The 12,047-nt window shown below is 65.8% G+C and carries 13 protein-coding genes; 5 read left to right on the top strand and 8 right to left on the bottom strand.

Annotation, left to right across the window (positions count from 1 at the left end; genetic code table 11):
• Nucleotides 1-86: 86 nt before the first annotated feature.
• Together ilvD and A3CW_RS0135435 are read left to right on the top strand one after the other, a co-directional pair.
• Nucleotides 87-1,760, top strand: a complete 1,674-nt coding sequence (ilvD, locus tag A3CW_RS0135430) for a dihydroxy-acid dehydratase (RefSeq protein WP_028207765.1) — start codon at nucleotides 87-89, stop codon at nucleotides 1,758-1,760.
• 142 nt (nucleotides 1,761-1,902) lie between these two features.
• Complete coding sequence (locus A3CW_RS0135435; RefSeq protein WP_028207766.1) at nucleotides 1,903-2,262, top strand: c-type cytochrome; 360 nt, start codon at nucleotides 1,903-1,905, stop codon at nucleotides 2,260-2,262.
• A 60-nt stretch (nucleotides 2,263-2,322) separates the two neighbouring features.
• Here the strand turns inward: A3CW_RS0135435 and A3CW_RS50435 are convergent, their stop codons facing one another.
• Genes A3CW_RS50435 through A3CW_RS0135450 form a run of 3 tightly spaced genes read right to left on the bottom strand, consistent with a single transcriptional unit; the run spans nucleotide 2,323 to nucleotide 4,764 of the window.
• Nucleotides 2,323-2,724, bottom strand: a complete 402-nt coding sequence (locus tag A3CW_RS50435) for a DUF2486 family protein (protein WP_028207767.1) — start codon at nucleotides 2,722-2,724, stop codon at nucleotides 2,323-2,325.
• Nucleotides 2,725-2,783: 59 nt separating this feature from the next.
• Complete coding sequence (locus A3CW_RS0135445; protein ID WP_028207768.1) at nucleotides 2,784-3,200, bottom strand: DNA polymerase III subunit chi; 417 nt, start codon at nucleotides 3,198-3,200, stop codon at nucleotides 2,784-2,786.
• A 52-nt stretch (nucleotides 3,201-3,252) separates the two neighbouring features.
• Entirely contained in the window at nucleotides 3,253-4,764 is a 1,512-nt protein-coding gene (locus A3CW_RS0135450) for a leucyl aminopeptidase (protein ID WP_028207769.1), read from the bottom strand.
• Nucleotides 4,765-4,898: 134 nt separating this feature from the next.
• Between A3CW_RS0135450 and lptF the strand changes: the two genes are divergently transcribed.
• From lptF to A3CW_RS0135465, 3 genes are read left to right on the top strand one after another with little or no spacing between them, the layout of a single operon-like run.
• Nucleotides 4,899-5,999 (top strand): LPS export ABC transporter permease LptF, encoded by a 1,101-nt coding sequence (gene lptF, locus A3CW_RS0135455; RefSeq protein WP_028207770.1) that lies wholly within the window; start codon nucleotides 4,899-4,901, stop codon nucleotides 5,997-5,999.
• Between the two features lie 15 nt (nucleotides 6,000-6,014).
• Nucleotides 6,015-7,163 (top strand): LPS export ABC transporter permease LptG, encoded by a 1,149-nt coding sequence (gene lptG / locus A3CW_RS0135460; RefSeq protein WP_028207771.1) that lies wholly within the window; start codon nucleotides 6,015-6,017, stop codon nucleotides 7,161-7,163.
• Between the two features lie 42 nt (nucleotides 7,164-7,205).
• Nucleotides 7,206-7,583 (top strand): sirohydrochlorin chelatase, encoded by a 378-nt coding sequence (locus tag A3CW_RS0135465; protein ID WP_028207772.1) that lies wholly within the window; start codon nucleotides 7,206-7,208, stop codon nucleotides 7,581-7,583.
• A gap of 76 nt (nucleotides 7,584-7,659) precedes the next feature.
• Here A3CW_RS0135465 and cobA read toward each other — a convergent pair whose 3' ends face one another.
• The 5 genes from cobA to A3CW_RS48665 all read right to left on the bottom strand — a co-directional run.
• Entirely contained in the window at nucleotides 7,660-8,433 is a 774-nt protein-coding gene (cobA, locus tag A3CW_RS0135470; protein WP_028207773.1) for a uroporphyrinogen-III C-methyltransferase, read from the bottom strand.
• Between the two features lie 53 nt (nucleotides 8,434-8,486).
• Nucleotides 8,487-9,803: a sulfate adenylyltransferase subunit 1 gene (locus tag A3CW_RS0135475; RefSeq protein ID WP_028207774.1), complete on the bottom strand. Its 1,317-nt coding sequence runs from the start codon at nucleotides 9,801-9,803 to the stop codon at nucleotides 8,487-8,489.
• A gap of 25 nt (nucleotides 9,804-9,828) precedes the next feature.
• On the bottom strand, nucleotides 9,829-10,791 hold the full coding sequence (gene cysD / locus A3CW_RS0135480) for a sulfate adenylyltransferase subunit CysD (RefSeq protein ID WP_028207775.1): 963 nt from the start codon (nucleotides 10,789-10,791) through the stop codon (nucleotides 9,829-9,831).
• A 99-nt stretch (nucleotides 10,792-10,890) separates the two neighbouring features.
• Entirely contained in the window at nucleotides 10,891-11,658 is a 768-nt protein-coding gene (locus A3CW_RS0135485; protein WP_028207776.1) for a phosphoadenylyl-sulfate reductase, read from the bottom strand.
• Nucleotides 11,655-12,047: DUF934 domain-containing protein (locus A3CW_RS48665; protein ID WP_035514919.1), on the bottom strand; the 393-nt coding region annotated here is incomplete at its 5' end. The genes A3CW_RS0135485 and A3CW_RS48665, both read right to left, overlap by 4 nt.

A 12,047-nucleotide genomic window follows, 5' to 3' on the forward strand; every position in this document is an offset into this window, starting at 1 on the left:
AATCGCATGCTTCGATAGACGTGCCGGCGCTCCCCCAAACCAGAACCCACACCCGGCATCCGAGACAAAATCCACCGGAGGTCCCCATGCCCTATAACCGTCGTTCGAAGCACATCACGCAAGGCGTCGCCCGCTCGCCCAATCGTTCGATGTATTACGCGCTCGGCTACGAGAAGGCCGATTTCGACAAGCCGATGATCGGCGTCGCCAATGGCCATTCGACCATCACGCCGTGCAACGCCGGCCTGCAGCGCCTGACCGACGCGGCCGTCGACGCCATCAAGCGCGCCGACGCGAACCCGCAGACCTTCGGCACGCCCACGATCTCGGACGGCATGTCGATGGGCACCGAGGGCATGAAGTACTCGCTCGTCTCGCGCGAAGTCATCGCGGACTGCATCGAGACCTGCGTGCAAGGCCAGTGGATGGACGGCGTGGTCGTGATCGGCGGCTGCGACAAGAACATGCCTGGCGGCATGATCGCGCTCGCGCGCATCAACGTGCCCGGCATTTACGTGTACGGCGGCACGATCCGCCCGGGTAACTGGAAGGGTAAGGCCCTCACCATCGTCTCGGCGTTCGAGGCCGTGGGCGAATTCACCGCGGGGCGCATGACCGAAGAAGATTTCGAAGGCGTCGAGAAAAACGCCTGCCCATCCACGGGTTCGTGCGGCGGCATGTACACCGCGAACACGATGAGTTCGTCGTTCGAGGCGCTCGGCATGTCGCTCATGTATTCGTCGACGATGGCCAACCCCGACGAGGAGAAAGTCGACTCGGCGGCGGAATCGGCGCGCGTGCTGGTCGAGGCCGTCAAGCAGGACCTCAAGCCGCGCGACATCATCACGAAGAAGTCGATCGAGAACGCCGTGGCGCTCATCATGGCGACGGGCGGCTCGACCAACGCCGTGCTGCACTATCTCGCCATCGCGCACGCCGCGGAAATCGAATGGACCATCGACGACTTCGAGCGCATGCGCAAGAAGGTGCCGGTGATCTGCGACCTGAAACCCTCGGGCCAGTACGTCGCCACCGACCTGCACGAGGCCGGCGGCATTCCGCAGGTCCTCAAGATCCTGCTCGATGCGGGCCTCCTGCATGGCGACTGCATCACCATCACGGGCAAGACCATCGCGGAAGAACTCAAGGACGTGCCTTCCACGCCGCGCGTGGACCAGAAGGTGATCTTCCCGATCAGCCAGGCGCTGTACAAGGAAGGCCACCTGGCGATCCTCAAGGGCAACCTCGCGACCGAGGGCGCGGTCGCCAAGATCACAGGCCTGAAGAATCCGGTCATCACGGGCCCCGCGCGCGTATTCGACGACGAGCAGAGCGCGATGGAAGCCATCCTCGCAGACGAGATCAAGGCAGGCGACGTGGTCGTGCTGCGCTATCTCGGCCCGAAGGGCGGTCCCGGCATGCCGGAAATGCTCGCGCCGACTTCGGCGATCATCGGCAAGGGGCTTGGGGAGTCGGTTGGGCTCATCACCGATGGACGCTTCTCGGGCGGCACCTGGGGCATGGTGGTGGGCCACGTCGCGCCGGAAGCGTTTGAAGGCGGCACGATCGCGCTGGTGCAGGAAGGCGACTCGATCACCATCGACGCTCACACGCTCCTGCTGCAACTGAACGTGGACGACGCCGAACTCGCGCGCCGGCGCGCGGCGTGGAAGCAGCCCACGCCGCGCTACACACGCGGTGTCATGGCGAAGTATGCGGCGCTCGCGCGCCCGGCGAACCAGGGCGCGGTGACGGGCTAGGCGGCGCTGAGCCGCGCCGGCGGGGGCCAGGCGCCGCTCGAATCTCGACCTGCAGTAAAGCAGAGGGCGCACGTCCAGGACGTGCGCCCTTTGCTTTTATAATGCGACGACACAGCCGGCGCATACGCTGGCGGAGACCAGTATGAAACGGAAGTCGCAAGCGAAGAACAAGACAGCGACGCTCGCCGCCGCGCTCGCCATCGGCCTTGCCGGCGCACTCGGGGCAGCCCCGGCCCGCGCGCAGCATGGACCCACTGGCCTCGCGCTCGCCCAGCAGCAGAACTGCATGAGCTGCCACTCGGTGACCCGCAATTTCATGGGTCCCGCCCTGCGCGATGTCGCCGCGAAGTACGCGGGCAAGCCCGACGCGCAGACCTATCTCACCCACAAGATTCTGGAAGGCAGCAGCGGCGTGTGGGGCACGGTGCAGATGCCGGCCAACACGCAGCTGAACCCAGGCCAGGCGGCCCAGCTCGCGAACTGGATCCTCACGCTCAAGTGAGGCGAACGGTGTGATGGCGCGGGCCCCGGGTGAGCGCTCGCCGCCTCACACTTGACTGAATCAGGCCGAAGGCGGTCGCCCCGCGCGCGCCGCCAACTCTTCGCGCACGGCGGCCTTCACCCAGTTCGTGAGCTCCGTTTCGAGCGCAAGGCCGATTTCGCGCGACACCTGGCCCACGAGCCAGTTTGTATGTTCCTGCATCGCGGCGCCGCAGCGCGCCTCGATCACGGCGCGGCCTTCGCCGGTGAGCCAGGTCAGGCAACGGCCCCGCAGGCGCTCGACGAGCGCGTCGGCGTCGTGCGCGAACAGTCCCTCCTCGCGCTCGGCCACGGCGGCCGTGACGGCAGCGGCCGTCGCGCTCTTCGCCTCTTCGACGTTGTGCGCGCGCAGCGGATTGCCGGACACCATCACCTCGCTCAAGAGCGGAATCGAAGCATCTTCCGATTCGTGCATGCCGGACATGTCTACCTCCATCGATCGGGGCAGTCGGCCTCGCGCCGGTACGCCTCTCGCGTCCGGCCTTAGCCGCCCTGCTTGTAGTTGTTGAGCGCGTAACCGCGGTCGCGGTAGAAACGATAGCGCTCACGGCCCGACGCGAGTTCGTCGGGCGCATCGCCAATCACTTCGAGCAGGCGTTCGAAGCGTGCGAACTGAGGCGGGACTTCCGCGCCGAGATTGAGCAGCACACGATGATGCGGCGCACGCTCGAGATCCGTTGCCAGCACGATGGGCGATTCGCCCGCGTGCGGGCTGTCGGCCATGCAGTGCGGCACGAAGTCGAGCGGCGAAAAGGTCCACAACATTTCGTCGAACGCGCGCAGGCGCGCAGGCTCGGCCAGCACCACTGCCTGCTGGCCCGCCTGATACGCCTTGCGCACGAGGCGGCACGCATACAGCAGCGAGTCGCCGACGTTCGTGTGGAAATCGATGCGCGTCATGCCCACACCACTTTACACACCGTCAGGTGGGCAGCAATCGCCATACCTGCCCTCATTGCCCGGCGCGATCGATCAGGAACTGGGCGAGCAGCGGCACCGGACGGCCCGTTGCCCCCTTGGCCGCGCCGCTCTTCCACGCCGTGCCCGCGATGTCGAGGTGCGCCCACGGGTAGTTGTCGGTGAAACGCGACAGGAAGCACGCCGCCGTCACGCTGCCCGCCGGACGCCCGCCGATGTTGGCGAGGTCGGCAAAGTTCGACTTGAGCTGGTCCTGATACTCGTCGTCGAGCGGCAGGCGCCAGGCCGGATCGTTCGCTTCGCGCGAAGCGTCGAGCAGTTCGCCCGCGAGCGCGTCGTCCTTCGAGAAAAGGCCGCTGTTGTGATGGCCGAGCGCGATGATGCAGGCGCCCGTGAGCGTGGCGATGTCCACCACGGCGGCCGGCTTGAAGCGCTCGGCGTAGGTGAGCGCGTCGCACAGGATCAGGCGGCCTTCGGCGTCGGTGTTGAGCACTTCGACCGTGAGGCCCGCCATCGTCGTGACGATATCGCCCGGCTTCGTGGCGTTGCCCGCGGGCATGTTCTCGCAGGTCGGAATGATGCCGATCACGTTGAGCTTGAGCCCCATTTCGGCGACCGCGCGGATCGTGCCGAGCACCGAGCCCGCGCCGCACATGTCGTACTTCATCTCGTCCATGCCCTCGCCGGGCTTGAGCGAAATGCCGCCCGTGTCGAACGTGATGCCCTTGCCGACCAGCACGATCGGCGCGGCCTTGACGCTTGCGCCCTGATAGTGCAGCACGATGAACTGCGGCGGCTCGACGGAGCCCTTTGTCACCGAAAGAAACGAACCCATCTTGAGCGTCTCGATCTGGCGCTGGCCGAGCACCTCGACCTTGAGCTTCCAGTCGCGCGCGAGCTTCTTGGCCGTGGCCGCGAGATAGGTGGGCGTGCACACGTTGCCCGGCAGATTGCCGAGGTCGCGCGTGAGGTCCATGCCGTTGGCGAGCGCGACAGACTGCTTCGCCGCAAGCTTGGCGGCCTTCTCTTCGGCGGCGTCGATGCTGAAGACCACGCGCTTGAGGGCCCGCTGCGAGACGTCGGGCTTGCTCTTCATCTGCGTGAAGCGATAGGTCTCGTTGCGCAGCGCGAGAATGGCGGTGCGCACGCCCCAGTCGCCCGTGCGCTCCTTCACCGGCAGTTGCGCGAGCGTGAAGGTGACCTGTGCGATTTTCGTGCCGAGGATCGCTCGCCAGGCGGCCTTGACCGCGTCGCCGTAAGCCTTCTGGCCGAACGCGTCCTGCTTGCCGAGACCCACGAGCAGCACGCGCGATGCGCCGATGCCGCTCACTTCCGGCAGGAACAGCGTGGAGCCGGCCTTGCCGTCGATGTCGCCGGCCTTGACGACGCGCGCGATTGCGCCGCCAATGGCGCTGTCGATCGCGAACGCCGCGCCCGAGAGCGTTTGCGCCTCGAACACGCCGACCACGACACAATCCGACTTGCCGGTCAGGAAGGGGCCGTCCCCGCCTTTGCTCCAGTCACAGGCTTTTATGCTAAAGTCCATCGCGCTTGTCCTCGGATAAAATCAGGGCTTAGGATGAAAGCCGCAATTATCCGCTATTTTTCCCGCGGCGGCTCCTGGGCGGTTGCGCGAGCTGCGCGCCTCCCGGCATGGTCCGCCCGCCCTGCCCATCAAGAATGATCTTCGAACGTTCCCTGCAGCGCGAACTCGCGTACACGGCCGGCGCCGTGTTCATGGTTCTGCTCACGATCATGCTGACGACGATGATGATCCGCATCGTCGGCTTCGCCGCGTCCGGTCAGATCGACCCGCGCGACGTGCTGGTGCTGATCGGACTCACCGTGATCGGCTACATGGCCGTCATGCTCATCGTCACGCTGTTCGTGTCGATCCTGTTCGTCCTCACGCGCTGGTACAAGGATTCCGAAATGGTCGTGTGGCTCTCCTCCGGGGTGAGCCTCACGCGCCTGATCAAACCGGTCGCCACCTTTGCCGCGCCGATCATCCTGCTCGTCGTGTTCTTCGCGTTCATCGGCTGGCCGTGGTCGAATGCGCAAAGCAAACTGATTCGCGCGCGCTTCCAGCAGCGCGATGAAGTGTCGCTGCTGGCGCCTGGCCAGTTCCGCGAATCGCCCACCACGCACCGCGTGTTCTTCATCGAGAGCATGAGCCCCGACCAGGGCCGCGTGGAGAACGTGTTCGTCACGAGCACGGAAAACGGCAAGGTGAGCGTGATCGTCTCGAAGACGGGCCACACCGAAACCATGAAGAGCGGCGACCGCTTCGTCGTGCTCGAAAACGGCCGCCGCTACGACGGCGAGCCTGGCCACCCGGACTTCCGCATCAGCGAGTTCCAGCGTTACGGCGTGAAGATCACGAGCCAGCCGCTGGTGAACACGCCCTCGGCGAGCACGACGTCCACGCCGGGCCTCCTGCGCCATCCGACCAACGACAACCTGGGCGAACTCGCCTGGCGCGCCGGTCTGCCGCTCATCGCGATCAACCTGATGCTGCTCGGCATTCCGCTTGCCTACCAGAACCCGCGCCGCAGCCGCACGATCAATCTCGTGATGGCGGTGCTGATCTACCTCACCTATTCGAACCTGCTCAACGTCGTGCAGTCGCAGATCGAGCAAGGCAAGATGTCCTTCGGCGTCGGTCTCGTCCTGCTGCACGCCGTGGTGCTCGCGCTCGTCGTGTTCATCTTCTGGATACGCGTGCGCAACCGGCCGCTCTTTACACGTGCGATGTTCCGGCGCGCCTCTCCTGGAAACTGAGGGGGATACTGACCGATGCGCATCTACGAAAAATACTTCGCTCGCCAGGTTTACCTGACGTTCATCTTCATCCTGTTCGCCTTCTCCGGCCTGTTCTTCTTCTTCGACCTCATCAACGAGCTGAACTCGGTCGGCCACGGCAACTACAAATTCCAGTACGCGGTGCTGCGCGTGGCGCTCCAGGCGCCCTCGCGGCTCTACGAGATCATCCCGGTCGCGGCGCTCATCGCCGCGATCTACGTGTTCGCGCAAATGGCCGCGAATTCCGAGTACACGATCTTTCGCGTGTCGGGTCTCGCCACCAACCAGGCGCTGCGCTCGCTGCTCAAGATCGGCGTGCCGCTCGTGATGCTCACCTACCTGATCGGCGAAGTCGTCGGCCCTTACACCGACCAGCTCTCCGAGCGCGTGCGTCTCGAGGCGTTGGGCTCGGCGGTGTCGAGCAACTTCCAGTCGGGTGTGTGGGTGAAGGACACGCTCACTGCGCGCGCCGACGGCGAGCAGGTCACGCGTTTCGTGAACGTGGGCGAGCTGCTGCCCGACGCGACCATCACGAACGTGCGCATCTACGAATTCGATTCGCAGTTCCGGCTCTCCAACGTGCGCCTCGCGAAGAGCGGCACGTTCCAGCCGCCGGGCCACTGGCTGCTCAAGGACGTGACCGATACGCAACTGATCGGCGTGCCGCCGCCGCAGAACCAGCCGGTCGATGCGCTCAATCCGGTCTATCGCGCACAGCAGACCTCCGCGCCCGAATACTCGCTGCGCTCGGAGCTCACGCCGAACATTCTCTCGGTGCTGCTCGTTTCGCCCGACCGGATGTCGATGTTCAACCTGTTCCGCTACATCCAGCATCTGACCGAGAACCATCAGGACGCGCAGCGCTACCAGATTGCGTTCTGGCGCAAGCTGCTCTACCCGTTCGCCGTGTTCGTGATGCTCGTGCTCTCGCTGCCGTTCGCGTATCTGCATACGCGCGCCGGCGTGGTGGGCATGAAGGTGTTCGGCGGGATCATGCTCGGCATGAGCTTCCAGCTCGTCAACACGCTGTTCTCGCACGTGGGTACACTGAACACCTGGCCCGCGCCGCTCACGGCGGCGACACCGGGGCTTATCTATCTCGCGGTCGGGCTGATCGGGCTCAAATGGGTCGACCGGCATTGATGCCGGAAGCGTTCGGCCGCTAATTCGCACAGGCTCGCAGGCATGGGCACGCACGGCATGATTCTCTTCGGCCACGGCGCACGCGACGCGCGCTGGCAAGAGCCGTTTCAGCGCCTGGCCACGAGGCTCGCCGCCGCGCGCGGCGATGCGGGTCCGGTCGGCCTCGCCTTTCTCGAACTCATGACTCCGAGCCTGCCCGATGCCATCGCCGGACAGGCCGCGGCGGGCTGCGACACGATCACGGTCGTGCCCGTGTTCTTTGGCCAGGGCGGCCACGTGCGCCGCGATCTGCCCGCGCTGATCGCGCAATGCCAGAGCGAGCATCCGGATGTGCGCCTGCGCTGTGTGGGCGCTGTCGGCGAGGACGATACAGTGCTCGATGCGATCGTGCGCTACTGCATCGAAAACGACCGCGACTAAAATCGCTCACGCATAAAAAAACGGGCTCGCTTTTCAGCGAGCCCGTTTTGCTTTGCTGGCTTTTTTCGCGTGGCGCTTATGCCGCGGCGCGACGGCCTCGATGGTCGTCCTGCGCATCATCCTCGCGTTGCGCCTGCCCTGCGCGTTCGGCGAACGCATCGCCGATCATGAGCAGGCTCGGCTGCGCCGGGTCGAGCCACTCCTGCGCCTCACCCGCTGCGAGACCGGCCAGCGTCAGCGTCAGCGTGCGCTCGCGCGCGGTGCTGCAGGCTTCGACGATCGCCACCGGCGTGGCGCCCGCGCGGCCCGCGTCGATCAGCTGGCGCGCGATCTCGGGCGCGCTGTCGCGGCCCATGTAGAACACGAGCGAATCGGCGTTGACCTGCTCGCGAATCTCCTCGCTGCCCGCCGCGCGCGAATACGTGGCAAGCGCAACGCTGCGCGCCACGCCTCGCAGCGTGAGCGAGCGTTGCAGCGTCGCCGCGCTCGCCAGCGCCGCTGTAATGCCCGGCACGACTTCGAACTCGATGCCGGCCGCTTCGAGCGCGCGCATCTCCTCGTCGGCTCGGCCGAACAGCATCGGGTCGCCGCCCTTCAGGCGCACGACCACGGCGTGCTCGCGCGCCGCATCGACGAGTTGCTTGTTGATGAAGTGCTGCGCCGTGGAGCGCTGCCCGCAGCGCTTGCCGACCGCGATGAACTTCGCGGTTGGCGGCGCGTACTCGAGCATGGCCGGCTCGACGAGCGCGTCGTGCAGCACGACGTCGGCGCTCGCGAGCAGCCGTGCGCCGCGTACCGTGATGAGGTCCGCTGCGCCCGGTCCCGCGCCGATCAGATATACCTTGCCCATATGCTTCGAATCCATTGTTGCGGCCGCGCGCGGCCGCAACCTCGCGCAATGCCTTACGCCGAGAACGCGCGGATCATGCCCGCGGCCACCGTGTGATGCGTCGCCTCGTCGATCAGCACGAATGCGCCGGTGCCAGGATTCGCATCATACAGGTCGCAGACGAGCGGCTTCTGCAGCGAGAGCGCCACGCGGCCGATATCGTTCATCGCGAGTTCGTGGCGGTCGGTGGCGTGCGAGAGCGTGTGCACGTCGAGCACCTGCTTGACCGCGCCGATCTTCGCGAACACCGTGCTCGTGGTCTGCTTGAGCAGGTACTTGCGCTGCTGCGAGAGCGGCTCTTCGTCGAACCAGCAGAGGTCCGCTTCGAGCTTCTTCGCGGGTTGCGCAGCATCGGCCGCGGGCACGAAGGTGTCGCCGCGCGAGACGTCGACGTCTTCCGAAAGACGGATCGTGACGGTCTGGCCCGCGAACGCGCGGTCGACCTGCGCCGTGCCGCCCGGGACCGGCGCGATGATTTCGGCCACCGTTGCGCTGCGGCCAGCCGGGAGCACCGAAATGGCGTCGCCGAGCTTCACTTCGCCCGCTTCGACACGGCCCATGTAACCGCGGAAGTCGTCGGCGCTGGAACCATCCTGGCGCGCGACCCACTGCACCGGGAAGCGCAGCGCTTCGCCCGTGGCCTGCGCGACCGGCAGTTGCTCGAGCACGTCGAGCAGCGGCTCGCCCGCATACCACGGCATACGCTCGCTCGCGGCGACGATGTTGTCGCCCTTGAGCGCCGAAACCGGCACGAAGCGCACGTCATTGAGGCCGAGCTGGCGCGCGAGCACGACATAGGCTTCGCGGATCAGGTCGAACGTCGCTTCGCTGTAATCGACCAGGTCCATCTTGTTGATCGCGACGATCACGTGCTGCAGGCCCAGCAGCTTGACGATGGCGCTGTGGCGCTTGGTCTGCGGCAGCAGTTGCGTGACACCGTTCTCGACCGTCACGCGCGTCGGGTCGATCAGGATGATCGCGGCGTGCGCCGTCGAAGCGCCCGTGACCATGTTGCGCGTGTACTGCTCGTGGCCCGGCGTGTCGGCGATGATGAACTTGCGCTTGGCCGTGGCGAAATAACGGTACGCCACGTCGATCGTGATGCCCTGCTCGCGCTCGGCTTCGAGGCCGTCGGTGAGCAGCGACAGGTCGATCTCGTCGCCCACCGTGCGCTTGTTCTTCGCACGCGAAAGCGCCGAGAGCTGGTCGCTCAGAACAGCCTTGCTGTCGTACAGCAGGCGGCCGATCAGCGTGCTCTTGCCGTCGTCCACGCTGCCCGCCGTGATGAAGCGCAGCACGCCGAGGTCTTCAGGTTGATGCGTCGTAACCATGTCTAATCTTTCCTCTGCGTGCTCTTTAGAAATAACCTTGCTTCTTGCGCTGTTCCATCGCGGCTTCCGACGCCTGGTCGTCCATGCGCGTCGCACCGCGTTCCGTGATCTCGGTCACGGCCGTTTCGGCGATGATCTTCTCGACGTTGTCGGCATCGCTCGCCACCGGGCACGTGCAGCTGATGTCGCCCACGGTGCGGAAACGCACCTGCGCCATTTCGCTGACTTCGCCTTCCTTCATCGGCGTGAGCGGCGTGACCGGCACGAGCAGGCCGTTGCGGCGCACGATCTCGCGCTGGTGCGCGTAGTAGATCGACGGCAGTTCGAGCTTCTCGCGCTCGATGTATTGCCACACGTCCAGTTCCGTCCAGTTCGAGATCGGGAACACGCGCAGGTGCTCGCCCTTGTGCAGGCGCGCGTTGTACAGGCTCCAGAGTTCCGGGCGCTGCGCCTTCGGGTCCCACTGGCCGAATTCGTCGCGGAACGAGAAGATGCGCTCCTTCGCGCGGGCCTTCTCTTCGTCGCGGCGCGCACCGCCGATCATCGCCGTGTAGCCGTATTGCTCGATGGTTTCCAGCAGCGTGACCGCTTGCGCGGCGTTGCGCGAATCGGTTTCGCGGCGCAGGCGCACGGTGCCGCGCTTGATCGAATCTTCCACGTGGCCGACCACGAGTTCCGCGCCGATTTCGGCTGCGCGGCGATCGCGGAAGTCGATCACTTCCTCGTAGTTGTGGCCCGTGTCGATGTGCACGAGCGGGAACGGCAGCGCGGTCTTGCGGTTCGCGCCGAGGCCGAACGCCTTCAGTGCGAGCGCCAGCACGACGACCGAGTCCTTGCCGCCCGAGAACAGCAGCGCAGGCTTGCTGCATTCGGCGACGAGTTCACGCAGGATGTGGATCGACTCGGCTTCGAGCCAGTCGAGATGGTCCATGCGGTTCGCCGTGACCTGGAGCGGTGCGTTCACTGCTGAGTCGAGCGTGGTGCTCATGTTCGGATCCTTCGTTTATTCGCGCCCTTTTTACGGGACACGCAGTACTCGGTATTCGGTAGCGCGCCGGTCTTCACGACGGCGCGACAAACTTGAATCTTAGTTCGCCTGGCCGATTGACGACACTTCGGACGACACTTCGACGACCGGAATGGCCGACACGGACGTGATGTGCAAGCCACATTCCTTCGTGTCGCGCGATTCCCACCACCAGCGGCCCGCGCGGCTGTCTTCGCCGGGACGGATCGCGCGCGTGCAGGGCTCGCAGCCGATGCTCGGGTAGCCGCGGGCGTGCAGCGGGTTCACCGGCACCTCGAAGGCGCGCAGGTAGGCCCAGACATCGGCTTCGGTCCAGTCGGCGAGCGGATTGAACTTGTCGATATTGCGCGCTTCGTCGCGTTCTTCCTCGTGCAGCTCCGCGCGCGTGACCGACTGCTCGCGGCGCTGGCCCGTGACCCAGGCGGAAACGCCCGAAAGCGCACGGTTCAGCGGCTCGACCTTGCGGATTTCGCAGCAGCGCTTGCGCAGATCGACGCTCTCGTAGAACGCATTCAGGCCGTGCTGGGCGACGTATTCGTCCACCGCGTCCTGTTGCGGATGAAGCTGCTCGATCTCGTAGCCGTAGCGCTCGCGCACCACGTCGATCATGCCGAGCGTTTCGGCGTGCAGGCGGCCCGTGTTCAGCGAGAAGACGCCGATTTTCACAGCGCGCGAAAGAATCGCGTGCGTGAGCAGCATGTCTTCGGCTGCGAGGCTACTGGCCAGCTTCACGTCGGCGTGACGCGCCGCGATCGAATCGAGCAGCGCGTCGAGGCGCCCGATTTTCGCCTGCAGCTCAGCCGTGATTTCGTTCGCGACGGTGCTCATGCTGCCGAACCTTGTTGCGCTTGTTGAGCCAGACGGCGGCGGAACAGCGGCGACGGTTCGTCGAAGGCGCCCTGGTATTGCACCGTGAACTCGGTGAACGCCTTGAGCGCGTCGTGGATGTCCTTGTCGGCGCGCACGGCGAACGCATCGAAGCCGCAGCGCTCGTGAAAGCGCAGCTGGTCGCGCAGCACGTCGCCGATCGCGCGCAGCTCGCCCTTGTAGCCATAGCGCTCGCGCAACAGGCGGCCGATCGANAAGCCGCGGCCATCNCGGAANACGGGGAAGTCCACGCCGATCAGCGCGAGCTTGTCGAAGTCGCCGGCGATATCGGCCGGTTCGCTGTCCGGCGCGAGCCACACGCCGAGTTCGTCCTTGCCGCGCGCAGCGAC

Source organism: Paraburkholderia nodosa DSM 21604 (assembly GCF_000519185.1).
GTDB classification, from domain to species: Bacteria; Pseudomonadota; Gammaproteobacteria; order Burkholderiales; family Burkholderiaceae; genus Paraburkholderia; species Paraburkholderia nodosa.